Here is a 23,504-nt window from a genome sequence, read left to right as displayed (position 1 = left end):
ATCATTACAGAAGAAACACCGAATAACTCACTATATTTTGCCCATTTTTTAGAGGAAAATTCAGATGAATGGCCCCTTATTAAGCCTTGATCGTACAGATTTAAAAATTTTGGATATTCTTCAAACAGATGGGCGTATTTCTAACAGTAGATTGGCTGAGCTTGTAAACCTATCTCCAACTGCGGTTATGGCCCGGGTGCAGAAGCTGACGAAGGATGAATTTATCTTGGGTTATGAAGCTAAATTAAATCCAGTTAAGTTAAATGCAAATTTTTTGGTTTTTGTTGAAGTGTTACTCGATAAAACAACACCCAATGTTTTAGATGAGTTTATTGACGCAGTAGTGCATTATCCAGAGATCGTTGAATGCCATATGGTTAGTGGCGGATTTGATTTTTTAATTAAATTACGAAGTGGCAGTATGGAAGAGTTTAGACGTATTGCTGGACAGGTACTATGGCAATTACCAGGTGTGAAAGAAACGCGTAGCTACCCTGTGATGCAAGTTGTAAAAGATAGTTCAAAAATTAAAATCAAAACTAAAAATAAATAAAAAGGGGCCAGAGCCCCTTTTTATTTTATTCATTTTTATACACTTTCTTTATAGAGTTTATCAGCTTGTTCGAAGCGATCAGTTACATCAGTATTTGGAGTTTTGCTAATCAAGCTCACTACGATGATGCTGATAAATGCACAGATAAAGCCAGGAATAATTTCGTAAACACCAGTGCTTGCGAAAAGATTTTTCCAACCAATTACAACAACTGCACCTACGATCATACCTGCTAAAGCACCTTCTAAAGTCATACGTTTCCAGAACAATGACAAGATGATGAGTGGTCCAAATGCGGCACCAAAACCAGCCCAAGCATAAGCAACAAGACCAAGAACTTTACTGTCAGGGTTACCAGCAAGCACAATTGCCAGCACAGCAATTGCAAGTACCATGATACGGCCAACCCATACAAGCTCTTTTTGAGAAGCATTTTTACGGATGAAGCCTTTGTACAAATCTTCAGTTAGCGCACTTGAACATACCAACAGTTGACAGCTTAATGTACTCATAACCGCAGCTAAAATAGCAGCTAGGATGATACCGACAATCCATGGATTGAATAAAATTTTAGTCAATTCCATAAATACAGTTTCAGGGTTTTTACTTACAACACCTGCAAGTTCAGGATGTTGCTGGAAATACGCAATACCAAAGAAACCGGCACCGACTGCACCAACTAAACATAAAATCATCCAAGTCATGCCAATACGGCGCGCAGCAGGAATTGATTTTACAGAGTCAGCAGCCATGAAACGTACAAGAATATGCGGTTGGCCAAAATAGCCTAAACCCCAAGCCATTGAAGATAAAACGGCCACCACACTTAAATCTGAAACAATGTTAAATGCATGTGGTCGAGCAGTTTCAATAAGCGTTACAAACTGAGTTGTGTCGCCAATTGCAAGGTAAGTTACGATTGGGGTGAGCAAAAGGGCAAAAATCATTAAGCCAGCTTGGAAAGTATCAGTCCAGCTAATTGCCAAAAATCCACCAATACAAACATAACTGATTGTTGCAATAGCGCTTAACCAGATTGCAGTGGTATATGACATACCAAATAAATTTTCAAATAAACGAGCGCCAGCTACCATACCTGAGGCACAGTAAATTGCGAAGAAAACCAAGATAATAACGGCAGAGAAAATACGAAGAATCTTTTTCTTGTCATCAAATCGACTTGTAAAATAGTCGGGCAGAGTGAGTGCATTATTTTGGATTTCAGTATGAACGCGTAATCGACCAGCAACCAGTAACCAGTTAAGCCAAGCACCGATAATTAGACCAATTGCAATCCACGCTTCAGATAAACCAGAAAGATAAATCGCTCCTGGTAAGCCCATGAGTAACCAACCACTCATGTCTGATGCGCCTGCGGATAATGCAGTAACGAAACTGCCTAAACTACGACCACCAAGAATATAATCAGAGAAGTCGCTTGTAGCACGGTAGGCAAATAAGCCGATAAGTACCATTGCTACGATGTACACCATAAACATGATGAGGGTGGGATCAAAATAACTCATAATGGATGTGTGTCCTTATATCCATAATCCGTGATTGTAACCTAATCCAGGTCGCTGTTTTCTTGTACGGCATTTCAAGAGGTTGAGATTCAACCACAAAAGAAATTTTTTGCTCTGTTATCTTTATGATGTGTTTTGTATATTTTTATGTAAACAAATGTAATTTTAATTACAATTAAAATTAAACTAAATTTAATCAATAGTTTATGTAGTATAAATAATTCATTTATTGTTTAGAAAATTATAAAAATAGTAAATTTAGAAAATAGATCAGCATGTTTGGTTACAAAATTAGCAATGACAATATATGTCTCAAGAAAAAATTTGACATGAGTTGAGTGTTTTCGCATCAATTTCATGTGAAGAGACAACTTTAGAGGTGAAATTTGCAATAAAAATGAAAGAAATATTAGCTCGTCAATTGATGAAATAGCTCTTTCATACCTTCTGTGGCTGTCATATTTAATAGTTTATATTGAGATGGAACACGAGAATGATCTGCTTGGGGATCTATATAGTAGGCTTCAGTGTAGTTAGGAATTTCATGAACTAAAGCAGCAACAGGGTAAACACTTAAGGTTGAACCAATAACAATGAAAATATCTGCTTCATGCACTTGCTTTATGGCTTCTTCAAATGCTGGAACTGCTTCACCAAACCAAACCACATGAGGGCGAAGTGGATAGCCATTTGGACAAAGGTCATGCTCTAGATCTAATTTCCAACCATTAATTTCATAAAATTCATTTGTATATTGGGCATTTGGTCCAGAGCTTTTCGCTAATCGAATATTACCATGTAGATGCAACACATTCTGGCTACCAGCACGCTCATGTAAATCATCAATATTTTGTGTAATGACTTGTACATCGAAATGGTTTTGTAATTTAGCAATATATTGATGAGCTTCATTTGGCTGAGCTTCTAAAATATTTTTACGGCGTTCGTTATAAAACCGTTGAACTAACGCAGGGTCTTTATCCCAAGCTTCCGGAGTAGCAACTTGCTGTATATCATAATTTTCCCATAGGCCATTACTGTCACGAAAAGTACTAATTCCACTTTCTGCACTCATACCTGCACCAGAAAATACAACAAGTCTTGTCATGTTATTGATCCTACGCATCCAGTTTTATAACTATTTTATACATATATAAAAAAACCAGTTTAAAAGTAAACTGGTTTTTATCAAATATTGAAAGCAATGCTAAATTTTATAAGCCAGCTTCATATTCTTCATTTGTTAAAAGTTTTTCAACGTCTGCCATGTTGTCTGGCTTAATTTTATAAATCCAGCCTTTCCCGTATGGATCTTCATTTACAAAATCCGGATCATCTTCAAGGTTTGTATTTACTTCCACTACTGTACCAGAAACAGGAGCGTGGATGTCAGAAGCAGTTTTAACTGATTCAACTACTCCAGCTTGTTCGCCAGCTGTTACTTGGCTGCCCACTTCTGGAGTTTCAACATAGACCAAGTCTCCAAGCTCATCTTGTGCATGGTCGGTAATCCCAGTAATAACAAGATCACCTTCAATTTTTACCCACTCATGTGTACGTGCATACTTCAATTCTGAAGGGTGATTCATGACATCTCCTTAAGCTTGTGTCCAATATTTTAATAACATTATAAATAGGGGTCTTTGCGCCAGTTACTAGGACTACGACCACTCCAGCGTTTAAATGCTCGGCTGAAATTTGCGACATCGGAATAACCTAGTTCATCCGCAATTTGTTCAAGACTATAATCTGTACGTGAAAGTAAAGAAGTCGCATGACGATAGCGGACTTCATCTACTAATGTTGAAAATGAAGTTCCTTCCGCTGCCAACTGTCGCTTTAATGTGCGATCTGACATGTGTAAGTATTCTGCTACATTTTCTATGCTTAAGTAATGTTGTTCCGAATTACTTAAAATATCACGTACACGCATTGCTAAACGGCGGCGTTCACCTAAAGCAGAGAGTTCAGCCTCACATTGGTTAATAGCAATTTGACTGGCGATTGGATCTGAATTAATTAATTTAAGACCTAAATATTTTTTATCAAAACTAGAAATTAAATGAGGCTGATTAAACCGAATAGTACTGCTTAGTTTGCTCTTATATTTATCAAAGCCTGCTGGTTCTGGAAAATCTAGGTCGACATCGCCCGCTAAATCTTCAATACCTGTCATGGCTTTTGCCATTGTCATGATGCCAATGGTTAAGCCTAAAACAATTTCGGTGCGAAGTGGTTCTAACTCAATATCACATTGTTGTTGTAATGTGGCTTTTGGGCCAAACGTAGAAAAATAGAGTTGTAAAAAAGGTAAGCGTAACTGGATAAAACGAGCAGCGAGAGCAATTGCTTCAGTAATATCTTTTGCTGTCATTATTGCGTAGCCAATAAATCCATGAATTGAAATACGCATTTGGGTGCCAATATGGTAACCCAATGTACTTTCTCCAGTGAGATTTAAGGCATGTTTAACCAGTTCATTTGCTACAGGTGTTGAAATACGATATTCAGGGTCAGCCAATTGTTCACTTGTAAGATGAAAAGGGGCAAATAATGTCTCATCGTTGTATCCCCAACGTGAAACAACATCTAATAGCAATAAGCCATAGACTCCTGGAATACCTTGATCTTGACGAGCTGAGGTAATTTTCATATGCGTTCCGTTGCTCTCATCAATTTTCTACGTGCATTTCTTACACATCTTGTCATGAAATATAATTTGAGTTTATAAAAACTGTTAGACAATCATATCAAGGATTCGTTAAATATTCTTTTTAAAGACAACGATTTTTGTCGTTGAAATAAGTAAAACATCTCCATGTTGATTTAAAGCTTGCGTAACGTAGCTTACAATACCACGATCTAATTTTGTTTTGGATGGTGTAATTGCTGAAATCTCAGCTTCAACATGTATACGGTCACCAGGTCGAGTCGGGCGAGGCCAACGTAAACTAGACTCTGAACCCACGAGCCCCCCATGAATAGGCATACATTCTGTCCATAAGCGCATAGTAATTGCCGAGGTATGCCATCCACTGGCAGCAATACCTTTAAAGATTGGATCTTCTTTAGCTAATTCTTCATCTGTATGGAAAGGCTGAGGGTCGTAGTGGCTTGCAAATTGTTTAATCTCATCTAGTGTAATTTCATATTCACGACTGATAAAACGATCACCAATTTTTAAATCTTCTAAATAAAGCATTAATCCTGACCCTGTACTACTTTTTGCTCAATAAGAAAGCCACCAGTTTGGCGTTTCCATAATTGTGCATATATACCATTTTTAGCAATTAATTCTTCATGGGTACCTTGCTCTGCAATTCTACCTTCATCAAGAACAATTAAACGGTCCATTTGAGCAATGGTAGACAAACGGTGAGCAATTGCAATAACTGTTTTATCTACCATCAGGTCATTTAAACTAGACTGAATAGCTGCCTCAACTTCCGAGTCTAATGCACTTGTTGCTTCATCTAATATTAAAATTGGTGCATCTTTTAAGAAGACACGTGCAATAGCGATACGTTGTCTCTGACCGCCTGAAAGTTTAACACCACGCTCACCAACCTGTGCTTCATAGCCAGAACGGCCTTTTAAGTCGACAAGTTGAGGAATAAATTCAGCTGCTTTTGCCTTATGCACTGCACTTTGCATGTCCAGATCGGTTGCATCCGGACGACCATATTTAATATTTTCAGCAACTGAACGATGGAGTAGAGAAGTATCTTGAGTAACTAAAGCAATATTCGCTCTCAAACTATCTTGTGTAACATCTTCAATATTTTGCCCATCAATTAAAATTGCACCTTCTTTAAGATGGTAGAAGTGTAAAAGTAATTGGATGAGAGTGGATTTTCCTGCACCTGAACGGCCAACGATACCAATCTTTTCGCCCGCTTTAATGTGTAAATTAAAGTGATCGATGACATTTTTATTGTTATAGGCAAAGGTAACATCTTTAAATACGATTTCACCTTGCTTTACTGTAAGTGGTTTTGCATCTGGTTTGTCTTGAATATTGATTTTCTTACCAAGAGTTTGCATACCATCTTGAATGGTACCCACATTTTCAAATAAGGCTGACATATGCCACATCATAAACTCAGCCATGCTATTAAGCTTTAAAATCATGGCGGTCGTTGCTGCAATTACACCTAGTGCTGCTAGGCCTTGTGTCCATAGCCAGACTGCTGTTCCAATCACGCCTACAAATAAAACAGCAGAAAGTAAATTAATGCTGACTTCAAAAAGAGTACCTAATCGCATTTGTGCATAGACAGTTGTCATAAACTCTTTCATTGAAGCTTTTGCATACTGGCTCTCACGACCAGCATGGGCAAATAATTTAACCGTTTGAATATTTGTGTAGGCATCTGTTACACGTCCAGTCATTACTGCACGAGCATCAGCTTGTTGCTGTGATACTTTGCTTAAACGGGGAATAAAGAACCAAGCGCTTAATAAGAATAAACCCAACCAAACCATAAGTGGAATGAGTAAAGTTGGTGAAATTGCACCAAGAACGATACTAACGGTAATAAAATAAATGCTGACATAAGCCAACATATCGCCCAAAATAATCCAAAATTCACGGATAGCTAGTGCTGTTTGCATGACTTTTGCTGAAAGGCGACCGGCAAAATCATTATGGAAAAAGTCTAGACTTTGCTTTAATAAAAGGTTGTGGAAGCGCCAGCGTAAGCGCATTGGAAAAGTACTATATAAAATTTGGTGTTTTATAATAGATTGAATATTAACAAATAAAATATTAGCAAATAAAACGCTAATAAGAATAAGTATATTTGAAGCATGTTGGCTTAAAAAGCTTTCTGGTTGACTGTTACTCAGCCAGTCTACAAGTTGACCAATTTTTGAAAAGAGTAGAGCTTCAAAGCTGGCTGCACCCGCTGTACATATAATGAGTAATAATAAGTACGGACGAACACCTTCAGTAGCTTGCCAAACAAATCGGAAAAAGAGAGTTGGTAAGGGCTCATCCAGGCCTTTGGTTGGATAAGGATCTACAAGTTTTTCAAACCACTTCAGCATGAATGACTACCTTTATACATCAGCTACTTTATTAAAATTTCGCAATTTAATTTGCAATAAAGTCAGTTAGATCAAACTCGATATAGATGTTGATCTGTTGAGTGTGTGGATACACATCAAAGTTTATGTTGTATATCTTTAACTAAAACTGACAAGATTTAGTCAAGATATAAATTTGGAAACGGGAAAAGCCTAAAAGGCATGGTAAAGACAAAAAATGTTTTATTCATTATATCGATAATAATAGATGAAGTGGTGAATGAATTTGATGTGAATGTAATTTTTATAATTTTTTTTAATAAATGATAAAATACTGATATTTAGCCTAAGCAGCATGAGCCTTTATCTAAAAATTGATAAAGGCTCATAATAATTACCACATTAAGTCATCTGGAATAACATATGCTGCATACGGATCTTCTTCGTCAGTAGTTTGTTCATTTTTCTCTGCATTATTAATTAAAATAAAGCCTTGCATTTTTTGATCAATTTTTTCGGCCAAAGCTTTTGGAAGATAAGCGTATTGATCTTGATCTTTAGCAATTACTAAACTACCTGTAACAAGGGCATTGTAGACTTGTTGAGATAGATATACCTTTTTAATTTTATTTTCATCAATAAATTGATAAGCCACATCTCCAGCAAAATCTACAATTTTGTGTTGTTTAATCATTTGAATAATAGAAGCTTTTAATGCTTTTTCTTCAAGTTGTTGCTGTTTTTCTAGATTTAAAGCTTGGTCTTTTGCTAATTTTTCTTGTTGAGCTTTTTCAATATTTGCTTTGATTTCTGCTTCATTGCTTTGACCAGTACGCTGCTCATGCTGAGCTTGTTTGGTGAGTTTTTTTGCTTTTTTATTGTCAACTAAACCTGCTTTGAGTAACTGAGCTTGTAAGGCATTTTTAACCATGACTTAATCCGAATCTGAAGAGGAAGAACGATGAAAATAAACAGCCCAATACGAAATACTGAGTGTTAAGCTTAAAATTGCTGGTAGCAAAAATGATTGCAATTTTAAATAGGGGTGAACTGAAGCAGCAATTATACCACCAATAAGAAAACCTGAAAAAATAAGTAGATGTAAAATAATACGACGGTTTTCTACTTTTAAACCTCGTGCTATGTAACCAAGTGCAAGGCCAAGATCTGTTAAGACACCCGATAAGTGAGTTGTCCTAATAATGGTCCCTTTATAATGGCTGACCATGGCATTTTGTAAACCCATAGCGACACAAGCCCATAATAATCCATATTTGGGAAAATAAGGCAGTAATAACCAGCAAAGAAAAATAAAGAGGGCAACTAAGCTTAAAGGGAGGCCATATCGACGGCCTAATTTGAAATGGCTATTACCTAAAATAAAACCACTATAAAATGATCCACATACATAACATAGTATAACAAGTACCAAATATATGACGTGATCAAACTGCCAGTTTACCAAACTCATCGCTAACATACTGACATTACCTGTCATATGCGACACCGATTGATGTAAAAGGGTGATTAACCCTAATACATTAATCATTCCGGCATTCATTGCCAGTAAAAAGGCGCCAATTTGGAACCAGTTTGGTAAACGTTGAAATGGCATGTTCTCTAAGAGTTTTGTCTTGAGCGAATATCAACAGCGGCAGTAAATAAAACATCAGTTGATGAGTTAAGAGCTGTTTCGGTTGAATCTTGTAATACACTAATAATCATACCAACTGCAACAACTTGCATCGCAATTTCTGATGAAATACCAAATAAACTACAAGCGACTGGAATTAAAAGTAAAGAACCACCGGCAACACCAGACGCACCACATGCTGAAACTGTAGCGACTACTGACAAAATAATCATAGTTGCCAAATCAACATGAATCCCCAATGTATGCACAGTTGCTAAAGTAAGCACAGTGATTGTAACAGCTGCTCCAGCCATATTAACTGTAGCACCTAAAGGAATAGAAACACTTGCAGTAGATGGATTAACACCTAAACGTTCAGCTAAATCAAGGTTAACTGGGATGTTAGCTGCTGAGCTGCGTGTGAAGAATGCAGTAATACCACTTTCTTTTAAGCATTTAAAAACAAGTGGGTATGGATTGCCACGAATTGTTAAACCTACCAAAATTGGGTTAACTACAAGAGCAACAAAAAGCATTGTTCCTAATAGAACAGCTAATAATTGCGCATAACTTTCAAGCGTTGCTAAACCAGCATCGGCAAAGGTTACTGCAACTAAACCGAAAATGCCTACAGGTGCAAATGCGATGACTTTGTGAATAATCGCACTCACAGCATGTGAAATATCATGCATCACTTGTTTAGTCGTATCTGAACTATGACGCATTGCCAAACCTAGACCAATTGCCCATGCCAGAATGCCAATAAAGTTCGCTTCACTAATTGCTTGAACAGGGTTTGCAATAAAACTTAAAAGCAAATTTTTTAATATATCAGCGAGGCTACCAGGCGCTTGTAGGTTGTTATGTGAAACAGTATTAAGATAAAGAGTACTTGGAAAAGACAAGCTCGCAACAACGGCACTAAACGCAGCTAATAGCATACCCACTACATATAATAGTAAGACTGGTCGTAAATTTGCACTATGGCCAACCTGAAAGTTAGCAATAGATGAGAGAACCAGTACGAAAACTAAAATAGGAGCAACCGATTTCAATGCTTTAATGAACAGCTCACCAAACAAGCTTAAGTAAGGTGTAACGGTTGGAAATAATAGTGCAACACCTATTCCTAAAATAATGGCGATAATAATTTTGGTGACTAAGCTTAATCGAGAAAAGAATTCAAGCATATAAAGGCCTTATTAACCTATTCATGGCTAAAGGTTGAACAAGCGGAGTATTTTATACTTAAGTGATGTGAATCTTAAGCTTTTTTATATCTAGTAATTAGATTAATAAAAAAAGGTAATATTAAGTATTTGTTTTTAAAATAGTAAAATTAAATTATTAAATTAATTAAAAAGATATTCTGCTTATATAACAGTCAATAAAAAATTAACTGTGGGGTCTAAAAACCTATTGAAAAATAGTGGAGGGAGAGACAGAAAGAAATAAGAGAGTGTATTGTTGTTTTCAATAGCTTTAGATACTTGAAAAACTACGCGAATTTTCAATCCTCTTTGCTCGGTTTATTACCAGCTACCAAGTTGAAAAATCGCATATTTCAGGAATACATTAATATTATTATAATTTTATAAATTCAGCGCAGTTATTCTATACAGTATAACTGATAAAGCGTATTCAAAATTGAGTGCATCTTGTCATCCTTTATAGAATAGAAAATTTGTTTGCCATCACGACGTGTTGAAACGACATCACTTTTACGTAACATCATCAATTGTTGTGAAAGAGTGGGTTGGGTAATTTGGGTTTTCTCTTCGATTTGAGAGACATTTAACTCCTCATGAGCTAAGTGACATAAAATTAATAAACGGTCAGGGTTAGCTAAAGACTTTAATGTGCCTACGACTGAATCAGCCGCATTTTTCATTTCTTCAATTTGGAGTCCATCTTTCATACTTTATACCTATATCAATATGGCCGGCATAGTATAGATTGATCTTAAGAAAATGAATGTAGCAAAACTAATCAATCCAATTGTTTTTGTTGAAAAGGTTTATAAGTGTAATTGATAAATATATAACATTATTAAAGTATAACAATAATTTGTAGTTGTTTTGTGTCAAAAGTGTTGCATTGTGTGAGAAGCGTAATTGTTAAGTATAAATGAAACAAAGTCAAAGGAAAAAAATCTTATTTTAAGTTTTATCTATAGTTAATTCTGATTTATCTATGAAAGGGTAATAAAAAAAGATTGAGTTTTTACTTTTTAAAAATATAATTGATTCTGTACAGACAGGTCTGTATATTCTAGTTTGGGATGATAGTCCAAAAAAAACGTCTAACTCTAGGCTAGAATGACTTTCAGACGCAGCGTGATGAATAAGAAGAAGATTCAACAATATAAGAAGAATAATATCACGCTTTATTTTTTACTGTGCAACTTTTTCAAACTCAATAAGCTTCTCTACACGTTTCCAGTAGTCATTAATTTTTACTGAGCCGTGCTCAACCTGAGCTTGAATGGTCATACCTTCTAAAATATTGACTAACAGTAATGCTAAAGGACGAGATTCCTCAATTTCATGTTGAACAAGAAGATCCTGCATTAACTGAGTCAACCATATTTTGTATAAAGTCGCAGGTTGGTGAGTTGAAGGGTATTGCTTTAATACTTCTTCTAAGGCTTTTTGAAACATACAGCCATTAAAATCTTCGCTATTAAACCAATCTGCATACCATAAAAAGATTGCCTTAATACGGGCTAATGGATCATTTTCGTCTTGTTTAGATATAGCAGCAGTAAGAGAATTTTGTAAAAGTGAGTTTCTTAGTAATAAACACTCTTCAATTAGTTTCTCTTTGGAAGGGAAGTATTTGTAAAATGTCATTTTTGCTACACCAGACTCACTGATGATACGATCAACCCCTATAGAGTTATAACTATATGAGTTAAAAAGTCTTAATGCAGTGGTAATAATGTCATCTTTTTTTGACATATTTTAGTAGCCTCACACAAAAAATTTGCTCTTAGCCTAAATGGTCGAGTGTATAAATAAAAAGCAAGAACGCACAATTTTACATTGTATTGATTGTTATTGATAGAAAAAAATAGGTTTTTTAAAAACAATAGAAGGGCAAAGCATAATGCTCTAGGTATATATTTTATATTTGCTGAAAAAATTTCTATGTCTTAATTAGACGTATTTACTAGATAATTTTTTAATTTAGAAAATAATTTTAAACCATAGAAATGTAACCGCAAAATAGATTTATAGATTGGTATATTTAAACATGTATTTATAAAAGAAAAAAGGAGAAATTTTAGAATTTTCTCCTTTTAACCTATTTAGTCAATATTATTCTGCCGGTGGCAATAACATAAGAATTGAATCATTCAATAATTGAACAATGTTTTCTAAAATCTCTACATTGCTTAGCTGGTTATTAAATGGAATACTTTCTCCATCTGCTATTGTTTTGAGTTGAGTGGCAAAAGATTCCACTATCGTTAAATCTTCTCCATTGCCCCAAAACTTTAAAACTCCATTTTGTTCTGTATAAAGTAGGCGAGAGGCTGGTTCTAGCAATAATTCATAACCTTCTGTCAAAATAGCATTGAGGTCTTCAACTTCTATCTCGTCTGGTTCAGGAATATTATCTGGATATTTAGGTTCAGTCATATATGCCATGATGGCAGCATCAAGTACTGATGAATTTTGCAATTGAGCTAAAACCAATCCTCTTAAATATGCTAATTCTTCTGTATTAATTTCACCAACTTGAGAAATACTCTTTCGGGCAATATCTATGACTGGGTTCTGTAGCAATTCATCGGTAGCAAATTGGTCACTAATTCTGTCAATCATGCCTGAAATATTAGGCATACGGAAACCAAACGAGAAAGTTAAGCAATCATCTTCAGCAACACCATAATGTGCTAAGCCAGGTGGAACATATAATAAGTCACCAGGAGCTAAAACTTCGTCAAAATGAACATCTATGTCTGGCAATAATTTTAATGGTTGATTTGGAACAAATTCAGTGGTTGCATCACACATTTGGCCTAATTGCCAACGACGGTGACCATGTCCTTGAACAAGAAATACATCATAAAAGTCAAAATGTTTTCCAACTGAGCCACCTTTAGGTGCATAAGAAACCATAATGTCATCACGACGCCATTGAGGAATAAAAGGAAATTTCTTCCATAATTCCGCTAAATCGAATGAGTAATGATCAACTGCTTGTACTAACAGTGTCCATAGCTTTGGTAATTTTTGAAAGTCACCTTTAGTTAGAGGAGAAGACTTTACGTGCCACTCATTTGGATTTTTGTCTTTTTGACGAATAAGACGTGCGCTAACATGATCTTCTAAAGCGAATTCTTTCACATCATTTGGCTCTAACACGCCAATGATTTCAGGCATGGCGTTACGCACAAGTAATGGTTTTTTCTGCCAGTATTCTGATAAAAACTGTTCAGCAGTAATGCCGCCTAAAACGGTTAAAGGTTCTGTCATGGAGATAACCTATAAATAAACTAATAAATATTAAGGAATTTGAAGTTCAAGCTGTCTTAAAATCTGACAAAGCTGAATCATGGGTAAGCCCATTAGGGTGGTTTGATCTTGGCCTATCATTTTCTCAAATAAACTAATGCCAAGACTTTCACACTTAAAGCTTCCAGCACAATGAAGGGGCTGATCTAAATCGATATATCTTTCAATTTCTGAGTCGCTTAAATTGCGAAATTTAACTTGATAATGTTCAACTAGAGTGTGTTCAAAGTTTTTTTCAAGACATTGAACACTTAAGGCTGTACTAAAAAAGACTGTTCTGGCTGAGTTTGCTTTTAACTGAGCTTTAGCATTTTCAATAGTCAATGGTTTGCCAATAAAATCATGAGGTGCATGTTCTCGCCATGCAACCTGATCTGATCCAATTACAATTGCTTCCGGATTTTTCTGAGCAATAACCTGAGCTTTAGTAAAAGCCAGTCTTTTAGCTAAATCATCAGCATGAGTCTCGCCACGAGAACTTTCATCAATATCTGGACTAATACAGATATATTCGATGCCCAAACGATTCATCAAATCCTTACGCGTTTGACTACTCGATGCCAAAATAATTTGGGGGTGTTTCATTACACTGCGTATTCCATTAATACATCTAATGGGACATAACTTAATACTGCTTGATGGCAGGCATGAAGTTTGACAGGTGGAGCTTGACCAGCTTGATATGCTTCTACCCAACGAGTTACACAAATACACCAGAAGTCACCTGGCTGTAGACCAGGGAAGCCAGCTTCAGGTAAAGGAGTAATGAGATCGTTGCCAACTTTTTGCGAAAAATTTAAAAAGTCAGACGTCATTTGAGCGCATACAGTGTGTTGCCCAAGATCTGTTACTGCCGTATGGCAAAAACCATTTCGAAAATATCCGGTAATAGGATCAAAACAACAGCTCGCTAAAGGCTCACCTAAAACATTTAAACGATTGATTTGTGGATCGGGATGAATAGACATAATCGATGAAATATTAAATTACTACCTCTATCATAATCAAAACTTTGGCTTTCTACAGCTTTTATGCAAAAAAACTAACCTTTTTTGATGTAATCATTTAAAATTGGCGCGTTTTTAAAATCATAAAGAGAGCTTTACATGAATTTTCAGCGCATGACTGACCTTAACTTAGCAGGTAAACGTGTACTTATTCGTGAAGATTTAAACGTTCCTGTTAAAAATGGTGTGATTACCAGCGATGCTCGTTTACGTGCAGCACTTCCAACAATAAAAGCTGCTTTAGAAAAAGGCGCTGCTGTAATGGTATTTTCGCATTTAGGTCGTCCTGTTGAAGGTGAACCAAAGCCTGAACAATCACTTGCACCAGTTGCAGCATATTTAACTGAAGCATTAGGCCAAGAAGTTAAATTATTTACTGATTATCTTGATGGTGTAAAAGTTCAGGCTGGACAAGTTGTTTTGCTTGAAAATGTTCGTTTTAACGCTGGTGAAAAGAAAAATAATCCTGAGCTTGCACAAAAGTATGCTGCTTTATGTGATGTATTTGTGATGGATGCATTCGGTACTGCTCACCGTGCAGAAGCTTCTACTGAGGGCGTAGCACGTTTTGCTCCAGTTGCAGCTGCTGGTCCTTTATTGGCTGCTGAATTAGATGCGCTTGGCCGTGCAATGCAAACACCTGAAAAACCAATGGTTGCTATTGTTGCTGGCTCTAAAGTTTCAACAAAACTTGATGTTTTAAACTCATTGTCTACTATTTGTGATCAACTTATTGTTGGTGGTGGTATCGCAAATACTTTCTTGGCGGCCGCTGGTTACAACGTTGGAAAATCTCTATACGAAGCTGACTTGGTAGAAACAGCAAAACAAATTGCTGCTAAAGTAAGCGTTCCACTTCCTACAGATGTTGTTGTAGCGGATGCATCTCAAATTAACTTTGAAGATTTCTTGGGTTCTTTGGCGGCTGCACAAGCAGTTGTTAAAAAAGTTGAGGATGTAACTGCAAACGATATGATTTTAGATGTTGGTCCTGAAACAGCTAAAGCATTTGCAAATATTTTAACAACATCAAAAACGATTCTTTGGAATGGTCCCGTTGGTGTGTTTGAAGTTGATCAATTTGGTGAAGGTACTAAGGCACTTTCTCTTGCAGTTGCTCAATCTGATGCATTCTCGATCGCTGGTGGCGGTGATACTTTAGCTGCGATTGATAAATATAATGTTGCTGACCAAATTGGTTATATTTCAACTGGTGGTGGTGCGTTCCTTGAATTTGTTGAAGGTAAAACTTTGCCAGCAGTGGCTGTTTTATTAGAACGTGCATAATACATATATGTAAAAATAAGAAGGGGTTGGGTTCAACCCCTTTTTCATTGATAAGTCATTAAATTGTCATATTACTGAAATAAAATAATGAGCACTAAATCACCAATTGTGGAAAATAGTGATGAATTTAAAACTTACCTTAGCTGCTTTATTAATTGTTCCAGTGATGTTGACTGCTTGTGCGAAAAAAGAAGAGTCTTCTAAAGCAGGACAAGATGCAGCATCTACAGGAGTTTCTGATAAAGTAACTCCTGAACAGCAAGCTACAATTGATTCGCTTGATAAGCCAGTTTTAGATGAAAAGAATACAGATGTGGTTGAAGGTAGTGCGTCTAGCAAGTCGGCTGCTTCAGAAACTCATTAATTTGTTGTTTTTTGTTAAAAAGTCCCTGCAAATGCAGGGATTTTTTTTGAAATACTGTGATTTGTTGCTGAATTGAAATAAATGACAAGGTAGAATAAGCCGCACTACCTGGGAGGATATTATGGCACTCATTTCAATGCGCCAGCTCTTGGATCACGCTGCGGAACATAACTACGGCGTACCAGCATTTAACGTAAATAACTTAGAACAAATGCGTGCAATTATGCTTGCCGCAGATGCAACCAATTCACCTGTAATTGTTCAGGCATCAGCTGGAGCTCGCAAATATGCAGGCGCTCCATTCTTACGCCATCTTATTTTGGCTGCAATCGAAGAGTGGCCGCACATTCCAGTGGTAATGCACCAAGACCATGGTACTAGCCCTGATGTATGCCAACGCTCTATTCAACTTGGTTTTAGCTCAGTAATGATGGATGGTTCATTAGGTGCTGATGGTAAAACCCCTACAACTTACGATTACAACGTAGATGTAACTCGTCAAGTCGTAGCAATGGCTCATGCTTGTGGCGTGTCTGTTGAAGGCGAAATCGGTTGCTTAGGTAGCCTTGAGACAGGTATGGCTGGAGAAGAGGATGGTGTTGGTGCAGAAGGTGTACTCGATCATTCTCAACTTTTAACTTCTGTTGATGAAGCGAAGCAATTCGTTGCTGACACAAATGTTGATGCCTTAGCAATTGCTGTAGGTACTTCACATGGTGCTTATAAATTTACACGTCCACCTACAGGTGACATTCTAGCAATTGATCGCATTAAAGAAATTCATGCGGCGTTGCCAAATACTCATCTTGTAATGCACGGTTCAAGCTCTGTACCACAAGAATGGTTAAAAGTAATTAATGAGTTTGGCGGCAATATCGGCGAGACTTATGGTGTGCCGGTTGAGCAGCTTGTAGAAGCAATTAAACACGGTGTACGTAAAATCAATATTGATACTGACTTACGCTTAGCTTCAACAGGTGCAATTCGTCGTTTCATGGCAGAGAATCCAGCTGAATTTGATCCACGCAAGTACTTCGCTAAAACTGTCGATTCAATGAAACAAATTTGTATCGATCGTTATGAAGCCTTTGGTACAGCAGGTAATGCTGACAAGATCCGTCCAATTTCATTAGAGAAAATGGTAGATCGTTATAAATAATTCCCGATAGGGTTTGATTTATGGAAACCGGTTATTTATATAACCGGTTTTTTATTATCTAAATCTTATCCATAAAAAAACCTGTGATAAACACAGGTTTTAATTAAATAAAAATTAACTTACTTTTGCAGATTCTTTTTGTCGAGACTTGGATCTTTAATCTCTACATAAGCATTTGCACGTACTTCACGTAACCAGCTATCAATTTCAGTATTGAATTGACGTTCACCTAAAATTTGACGTGCCATACGTTCTTGATATTCGTGAGTCATATCTTTTTCGCGTTTGTCTGTCACTTGTAGAATATGCCAGCCAAATTGAGTTTGGAAAGGTTCACTAATTTGACCTACAGGAATTTCCTGCATTTTTTTATCAAACTCAGGTACCATCATTCCTGGATTAACCCAGCCTAAACTACCACCGTCACGCGCGGAACCTGTATCGTTTGAATAAGTTGCCGCAAGAGTGGCAAAATCTTCACCTACCTTCAATCGCTTGTAAATGCTATCAATGATTTGTTTTGCATTTTCAGGACTTACTACCTCGGAAGGCTGAATAAGAATATGGCGTGTTTGATACTGTGGTACTAAGGCTTTTTGTTCATTTTGCTTGCGTTCTAAGAGTTTTAGAACATGTACACCATCTCGTACAGAAATTAGATCAGTGGTTTGACCATCTTGTAGGGGAGTAATACGGGCAGCGAGTTCAGCCGGAATATCAGAAAGGGGACGGAATCCCATGTCTGCACCTTCAACTTTTACTGTCGCAGTTGAAAGTTTTTTGAGAGCATTTAAATCATTGCTTTGAGCCAACTTTGAGCGAACTTCTTTAGCTATACTTTGAACTTCTTGAGGATTGTCTCCAGAAATTCGCATATGGATCACATGTGCCTGATTGCCGAGAGCAGCTTGACCCTGTGGTGATTTTAAGAAATTGTCAACATCTTGGTCGCTAATCTTAATACGTGACATCACTTGCTGTTGGCGTAGACGATTAATTGCTAAATCTTCAGCAATACGGCCACGTAAATTTTCATACGTTCCTGGAGCAATCGCATCTAATTTTTGTTGAAATGCTTCTAAACTTTTACTGCCAGATTGACTCGCTACTTTAAGTACTGCCTCGTTTAGGCTTTTCTCATCAGGTTTAATACCATAACGTTTTACTTGTTCAAGTTGAGCTTGACGCAAGATGAGTTGGTCTAAAACTTGAAATTGTAAGTATTGTTGAGGTGGTACTTCTTTTTTTTGTGCCTGTAACTCGTGAGTAGCTTCTGCCATTCCTTGTTCAAGGTCACTTTTTAAAATTACGCTATTGTCCACAATTGCCACAACTTCATCAGTGGGTTGGGCAAAACTATGCATTGATGAAGATATTAATACAGCAAGGGTTGTTGCTTTAAAAAACTGTTTAAGATGCTTTGCCTTCATTAACGTTGTGTCCAAGATTGATTAATTTTGTTAAAACCTAAAACGCGATTTTCAAGTATAGATGCAAGTTTGTTATTTAAACCACCTAAACCTTTAAGTGTGACTTCAGCCATAATCGCGCGTTTCTCGTTAACATTAGGAGATTTTGGATCATCTAGGTCGTTATAGTAAGAACGACCGTAGACTGAGATACCCCAGCAACATGATTCATAGTTAACACCTAATAACAGCTCACGAGCCACATCATTGTCCATGTCATATTGAACAAGACCCATAATACGCCAGTTGTCTTTAATTGGTTGTATAAACGATGCAACAACTTGATCGTAAGTGTGTTGACGACCAACAATGTCTTTGCGATAGAAGTAACCTAAGTTATATAGGTTGCCTTTATCGCCTGTATAGTAAACTTGGAAGTCTCTCTGGGCATTATCACCATTTGACATCCATGCCGAATTGGCTGCAATCGTAAAGTTCTGGTTAAGTTGGCTTGTTAAGCTAACGACAGGACCAGTATTACGTTCGGTATCAATCTCATCTGGTTCGTTTAGAGTAACGCGTCGATCTTCAAAGTAATAACTTTGTCCTACACTGGCACGCAAACGTTCTAAACCTACCGTGTCAAAAAGACTATAACTTACACCTAGTGATAAAAAATTGTTGTCTTCAAGGCGGTCATGCCCATAAAAGCGGTATGGGTTAAAGAGTTGATCGTAATTAACCGATGCTGAAGTTGAGTCAAAGTTTGGATAACCGTCCTGGTTCTTGTAAGGCGCATACGCATAAAATGCACGAGGGGTGATCGTTTGTAGGTATTTACCTTCGCGTTCAAAAGTTAAACCACTATCCAAAGTAAACTGAGGTACAACGACTGATTTATTTTCAGAGCCACCAGGGTTATTTAACTGAGTATCTTTATCATAGAATGTTTGGATAGAGCGTACAGAAACTTCAGGAATAACAAAGACTGCCGGTGTTCGATAGTTATAACGTGTTGCGAACTGGTTATAAATACGGGTGCCGCTACTTTCCTGAGCAGAACCGTCATTAATTGATTTTTTAAAGTATGCTGTATCGTTATTAAATTCGTATTGCAATCCTTGTGGGTTACCAGTGACATAATTTAATAAGAACTGTGGTAAACGTGCATAAGGTTTGTTTACATCCTTAACTGAAGGATCTAGCGTTTGGAAGTCTTCAACTTTAAGCTGAGCTTTTAAACCCGGAATACCATGTTGATAGTTCAGTTCCCAAGCTCTTCGTAGATTTACATCGGTTTTAGTATTTGGACTGTGATCTAAATCCGCAAAATAATCTTTATCCGATGCATAACGATATTCAAGATTAGTCGACCATTGATCGTTAATATTCCAGTTGTGAAGGAAATTAAAATCTTTACGGTCTTTATCGTTATATTCTTTATCAGATGGAAGAATGCCGCCTGATATTACACCTGCACCGAAGCCATCCGTTAAATAGCGAAATTCACCTTTGAGCATGGCCCCACGTTCTGATAGATATCGTGGAGTAATCGTTGCATCATAATTAGGCGCAAGATTTAAATAAATTGGAACAGAAAGTTCACCGCCACCACCACTATTTGAGAAACCTGAAAAACCAAACTGTGGGTTAAGAATACCCGTAGTTCGACGGTCATCAATTGGGAAGTTAAAGTATGGGACTGCTATAACTGGTACATCTTTAACATAGATTTTTGCATTACGAGTGATGCCTCGACCAGTTCCCTGATTTAGCTCAATTTTATTAGCCTGAATTTTCCAAGCAGGTTTTTGGCCTGGTGGACAAGTGGTATAGCTTGCATCGTTAAGAACCATTACATTTGGAGAGGTTCTTTCGATTTTTCCAGCGTGACCATGTGCATGCTGCTGTTCAGAAATATAAAAACTATTATTTAAATCACCAGTTTGAGTCTTTAAATTGTAATTAATTTCATCACTTTGAGAGAGTAAGCCGCCTTGGGCTAACTGCACTCGACCTTGTGCATGAGCAAATGTTTGAGTTTTATCGATGGTAACTTTATCGGCACGTACAGTACGACCTTCTTGATCTATTACTACGTTTCCTTCTAGCTCAGAATCGCCAGCAGGGTTGTAATGACCATAATCCGCCGTTACAACCGATGTAGCCTTGTCTGCATCTAATGCTTTAGTTTCAGGATTAATCGGTGTAATCCAAGTTCCTTGGCAAAATGCCGAACTCAAATATTTATTATTGCGCAACTGCGCTTCAGGTGCAGATTTATCAACATAATATTGTTGAAAGAATTCCTGCCCAGGATAGGCTTCCTTAATACTCGCCTTAAGTTGATTATTGTCTATGTTGGAGACAACACCAGCTGACTCAGCATAACTTGATTGTATGGAGCCACATAAGAGCGTAAAAATAGCGGTCGCTAAAGGATTAAATTTAAACTGATGCTTCATTGTCTCATTAACCAAGTATGCTAATTCACAATTAATTATTGTCGCATCATAGAGAAAAAGTTTATAAGTGGCTACACTTAACCCTTCAAAAATCTCAGCTTGTTTTAGATTTTATTGCAAATGAATACACAACGTGAACAATTGATACATACATGGCTTACATCTGTTCTTGAAAATGATCAATTTCAGATCGCTTATTTAGCAGGGGATGCCAGCTTTCGCCGTTATGCTCGCATCCAGTTACAAAATAAAACTTATATGCTTATGGATGCGCCTCCTGAAAAAGAAGACTGTGTTCCGTTTGTAACCATTGACGAGTTTTTTGCAGGTCATGGGGTTCGTGTGCCTCAGATTGTTGCAAAGGATTTAACACAAGGTTTTCTATTGCTAGAAGATTTTGGTGATGTACTGTTGTCTACATTATTAAATGATGCAACAGTTGATCAATATTACGAACAAAGCTTTAAACAGCTCACTCATTTGCAATCAATTAATGGTATTGATCATTTCCCAGCTTATTCTTATGAAAAGCTTATGTCTGAAATGCAGCTGCTAACCGATTGGATGTTGCCATCACTTGGGATTCATCCAACAGTTGAGCAAAAGAAAACTATTGATGATGCATTTGATTTCTTAGCCAATGCTGCATTGGCTCAACCGCAAGTTATTGTGCATCGTGATTTTCATAGTCGTAATTTAATGAAAATTACTAATGAAGAAGAATTGGGGGTAATTGACTTTCAAGATGCGGTTATTGGTGCCGACACTTATGATTTAATCTCGATTACACGTGATGCATATGTACAGTGGAATGCTGAGCGTGTTTATCAATGGTTTAAAGTTTTCTATGAGCTTTTACCAGCATCTGCTAAACAAAACCGAACTTTTGAGCAATTTAAACGTGATGCCGATTTAATGGCAATTCAACGTCATATCAAGATTTTGGGCATTTTTGTTCGTCTGTTTGAGCGAGATGGTAAGTCTGGATATTTAAAAGACTTGCCGCGAGTCATGTGGTATTTACTTGAAGAGAGTCGTGGTTATCATGAGCTTGATGACTTCATGACGTTTATTCGTAAATCAGTCATGCCTAAGTTTATAGAAAAATATGGCCCCTATGAGGTGGCAGCATAATGAAAGCAATGATTCTTGCTGCTGGCTTGGGCAATCGTATGCGTCCACTTACGCTATATACACCAAAGCCTCTGCTTGAGGTGGGGGGTAAGCCACTTATTGTGTGGCATATCGAAAAGCTTAAGAAAATTGGTGTGACTGAAATAGTCATCAATTCTGCCTGGTTGGCTGATAAGCTCATCAGTAGCTTAGGTGATGGTTCTCAATTTGGTGTGGACATCCGTTGGACGCGAGAAGAAGAAGGGCTGGAAACAGCTGGTGGAATTATTAATGCTTTGCCACTGCTTGGAACAGATCCATTTATTCTAGTGAATGGTGATGTATGGACCACAATGGGTTTTGAAGCGCTACGCGATATTCAGCTAAATGATGATTTAGCTCATCTTGTCTTGGTTGATAATCCTAAACAACATCCTGAAGGCGACTTTACATTATTGGATGGACGTGCTTTTGCATTCGATCAAGATGTGAAGGGCGAGAATCTCACTTTTAGTGGGGTATCTGTTATCAATCCTAAGCTCTTTGATGGATTGGAGCCTGGTAAACGTCCGTTAGCACCATTGTTGAAGCAAGCGATGCAGAATCAAAGAATATCTGCTGAAAAGCTTAAGGGTGCATGGGTAGATGTGGGAACGCCTGAACGTTTAATGGAGCTAGATTTGCAAATTCGTGAAGGCTTCTACGATTAACTGCGTAATCCCTAATCGTTAAATAGTGTTCCACGATGCATAAATGGGTATACTTTGTTTTAAATTTTACTTAGATGTTATCTGTTTATGCATCCATTTTTTCAAGAGTTACAACAGGGTAGTCAAAAACTAGGTTTGTCGCTTAGCGATGAAGCTTTGACATTATTGTTAAAGTATCAAGATGCTTTGGTACTTTGGAACAAAGCTTATAATCTAACAGCGATTCGTGATCCGAAAGAGATGTTAGTGAAGCATTTGTTAGATAGCCTAAGTATTTTGAAAGATTTACCACCAGGTCGATTGCTTGATGTTGGTACTGGTGGTGGTATGCCAGGCATGATCATTGCTTTATGTCAACCAGAGCGCTCTTGTGTATTGCTTGACTCAAATGGTAAGAAAATTCGTTTTTTGAAACAGTTTATTGCTGACCTTAAGCTTAAAAACGTAGTAGCTGTGCAAACGCGTGTTGAAAATCAAGATACAATTGATGAGCTTGGTCAATTTGATGTGATCACAAGTCGTGCATTTGCATCTTTAACTGATTTTGTTGAGGCTGCACGTCCATATTTACATGAGCATAGTATAATTGCTGCGATGAAAGGATTGATTCCAGTTGAAGAAATGGAAGAGCTTAAGCAGGAATTTTCATGTAAAGTGATTGAACTGCATGTACCAAGACTTGATGAACAACGTCATTTACTTTTACTTCAACGAATTTAAATAAAAA

The 23,504-nt window shown here is 37.1% G+C and carries 23 protein-coding genes; 7 read left to right on the top strand and 16 right to left on the bottom strand.

Annotation, left to right across the window (positions count from 1 at the left end):
• Positions 1–64: 64 nt before the first annotated feature.
• Complete coding sequence (locus J582_RS12370; protein WP_001014235.1) at positions 65–553, top strand: Lrp/AsnC ligand binding domain-containing protein; 489 nt, start codon at positions 65–67, stop codon at positions 551–553.
• Between the two features lie 35 nt (positions 554–588).
• Here the strand turns inward: J582_RS12370 and putP are convergent, their stop codons facing one another.
• The 14 genes from putP to J582_RS12300 form a co-directional block, all read right to left on the bottom strand.
• Positions 589–2,079, bottom strand: coding sequence for a sodium/proline symporter PutP (gene putP / locus J582_RS12365; protein WP_004709158.1), 1,491 nt, complete (start codon positions 2,077–2,079; stop codon positions 589–591).
• 409 nt (positions 2,080–2,488) lie between these two features.
• Positions 2,489–3,196 (bottom strand): SIR2 family NAD-dependent protein deacylase, encoded by a 708-nt coding sequence (locus tag J582_RS12360; RefSeq protein WP_080631628.1) that lies wholly within the window; start codon positions 3,194–3,196, stop codon positions 2,489–2,491.
• Positions 3,197–3,293: 97 nt separating this feature from the next.
• On the bottom strand, positions 3,294–3,668 hold the full coding sequence (gene gcvH / locus J582_RS12355) for a glycine cleavage system protein GcvH (protein ID WP_002049861.1): 375 nt from the start codon (positions 3,666–3,668) through the stop codon (positions 3,294–3,296).
• A 38-nt stretch (positions 3,669–3,706) separates the two neighbouring features.
• On the bottom strand, positions 3,707–4,732 hold the full coding sequence (locus J582_RS12350; RefSeq protein WP_032047959.1) for an AraC family transcriptional regulator: 1,026 nt from the start codon (positions 4,730–4,732) through the stop codon (positions 3,707–3,709).
• 108 nt (positions 4,733–4,840) lie between these two features.
• Positions 4,841–5,281 carry a MaoC family dehydratase gene (locus J582_RS12345; RefSeq protein WP_002050041.1) on the bottom strand — a complete coding sequence of 147 codons (441 nt, stop codon included), beginning with the start codon at positions 5,279–5,281 and terminating at the stop codon, positions 4,841–4,843.
• Positions 5,281–7,128 carry an ABC transporter ATP-binding protein gene (locus J582_RS12340; RefSeq protein ID WP_032047957.1) on the bottom strand — a complete coding sequence of 616 codons (1,848 nt, stop codon included), beginning with the start codon at positions 7,126–7,128 and terminating at the stop codon, positions 5,281–5,283. The genes J582_RS12345 and J582_RS12340 overlap by 1 nt, the downstream gene beginning before the upstream one ends.
• A gap of 373 nt (positions 7,129–7,501) precedes the next feature.
• Positions 7,502–8,038, bottom strand: a complete 537-nt coding sequence (locus J582_RS12335; protein WP_002050144.1) for a DUF2058 domain-containing protein — start codon at positions 8,036–8,038, stop codon at positions 7,502–7,504.
• 3 nt (positions 8,039–8,041) lie between these two features.
• Positions 8,042–8,722, bottom strand: coding sequence for a YoaK family protein (locus J582_RS12330; protein WP_017398260.1), 681 nt, complete (start codon positions 8,720–8,722; stop codon positions 8,042–8,044).
• Positions 8,723–8,727: 5 nt separating this feature from the next.
• Positions 8,728–9,930: a serine/threonine transporter SstT gene (gene sstT / locus J582_RS12325; protein WP_032047956.1), complete on the bottom strand. Its 1,203-nt coding sequence runs from the start codon at positions 9,928–9,930 to the stop codon at positions 8,728–8,730.
• Between the two features lie 419 nt (positions 9,931–10,349).
• Positions 10,350–10,658 carry an ArsR/SmtB family transcription factor gene (locus tag J582_RS12320; protein WP_002050127.1) on the bottom strand — a complete coding sequence of 103 codons (309 nt, stop codon included), beginning with the start codon at positions 10,656–10,658 and terminating at the stop codon, positions 10,350–10,352.
• A 475-nt stretch (positions 10,659–11,133) separates the two neighbouring features.
• Positions 11,134–11,700, bottom strand: a complete 567-nt coding sequence (locus J582_RS12315) for a TetR/AcrR family transcriptional regulator (RefSeq protein ID WP_004709146.1) — start codon at positions 11,698–11,700, stop codon at positions 11,134–11,136.
• A gap of 360 nt (positions 11,701–12,060) precedes the next feature.
• A complete protein-coding gene (locus J582_RS12310) occupies positions 12,061–13,224 on the bottom strand; it encodes a cupin domain-containing protein (RefSeq protein WP_004709144.1) in 1,164 nt (387 codons plus the stop codon).
• A gap of 30 nt (positions 13,225–13,254) precedes the next feature.
• Positions 13,255–13,848 carry a Maf family protein gene (locus J582_RS12305; protein WP_004709142.1) on the bottom strand — a complete coding sequence of 198 codons (594 nt, stop codon included), beginning with the start codon at positions 13,846–13,848 and terminating at the stop codon, positions 13,255–13,257.
• Positions 13,848–14,231, bottom strand: coding sequence for a DUF2237 family protein (locus tag J582_RS12300; protein ID WP_002050020.1), 384 nt, complete (start codon positions 14,229–14,231; stop codon positions 13,848–13,850). Before J582_RS12300 ends, J582_RS12305 begins: the two co-directional genes overlap by 1 nt.
• Positions 14,232–14,369: 138 nt before the next feature.
• Here J582_RS12300 and J582_RS12295 point away from each other — a divergent pair, with 138 nt between their 5' ends.
• The 3 genes from J582_RS12295 (at position 14,370) to fba (ending at position 17,080) form a co-directional block, all read left to right on the top strand.
• Positions 14,370–15,557 carry a phosphoglycerate kinase gene (locus J582_RS12295; RefSeq protein WP_032047954.1) on the top strand — a complete coding sequence of 396 codons (1,188 nt, stop codon included), beginning with the start codon at positions 14,370–14,372 and terminating at the stop codon, positions 15,555–15,557.
• A gap of 121 nt (positions 15,558–15,678) precedes the next feature.
• The gene (locus J582_RS12290; protein WP_032047952.1) at positions 15,679–15,921 is read left to right on the top strand and encodes a hypothetical protein; all 243 of its coding nucleotides are present in this window, start codon (positions 15,679–15,681) and stop codon (positions 15,919–15,921) included.
• Between the two features lie 121 nt (positions 15,922–16,042).
• Positions 16,043–17,080: a class II fructose-bisphosphate aldolase gene (gene fba, locus J582_RS12285; RefSeq protein WP_002049840.1), complete on the top strand. Its 1,038-nt coding sequence runs from the start codon at positions 16,043–16,045 to the stop codon at positions 17,078–17,080.
• 119 nt (positions 17,081–17,199) lie between these two features.
• Here the strand turns inward: fba and J582_RS12280 are convergent, their stop codons facing one another.
• Positions 17,200–18,510 (bottom strand): peptidylprolyl isomerase, encoded by a 1,311-nt coding sequence (locus J582_RS12280; RefSeq protein WP_032047950.1) that lies wholly within the window; start codon positions 18,508–18,510, stop codon positions 17,200–17,202.
• Positions 18,510–20,954, bottom strand: a complete 2,445-nt coding sequence (locus J582_RS12275; protein WP_032047949.1) for an LPS-assembly protein LptD — start codon at positions 20,952–20,954, stop codon at positions 18,510–18,512. Before J582_RS12275 ends, J582_RS12280 begins: the two co-directional genes overlap by 1 nt.
• 120 nt (positions 20,955–21,074) lie before the next feature.
• On the opposite strand from J582_RS12275, the gene J582_RS12270 reads away from it, so the two are divergent.
• From J582_RS12270 to rsmG, 3 genes are all read left to right on the top strand, one after another.
• Entirely contained in the window at positions 21,075–22,088 is a 1,014-nt protein-coding gene (locus J582_RS12270; RefSeq protein WP_032047948.1) for an aminoglycoside phosphotransferase family protein, read from the top strand.
• A complete protein-coding gene (gene murU / locus J582_RS12265; protein ID WP_004709133.1) occupies positions 22,088–22,777 on the top strand; it encodes an N-acetylmuramate alpha-1-phosphate uridylyltransferase MurU in 690 nt (229 codons plus the stop codon). Before J582_RS12270 ends, murU begins: the two co-directional genes overlap by 1 nt.
• An 87-nt stretch (positions 22,778–22,864) precedes the next feature.
• Positions 22,865–23,497, top strand: a complete 633-nt coding sequence (gene rsmG / locus J582_RS12260; protein ID WP_002050181.1) for a 16S rRNA (guanine(527)-N(7))-methyltransferase RsmG — start codon at positions 22,865–22,867, stop codon at positions 23,495–23,497.
• Positions 23,498–23,504: the final 7 nt, after the last annotated feature.

The organism is Acinetobacter sp. 1566109 (assembly GCF_000582255.1).
Taxonomy (GTDB): Bacteria; Pseudomonadota; Gammaproteobacteria; order Pseudomonadales; family Moraxellaceae; genus Acinetobacter; species Acinetobacter nosocomialis.
This window is presented reverse-complemented; position numbering and strand designations above follow the sequence as displayed.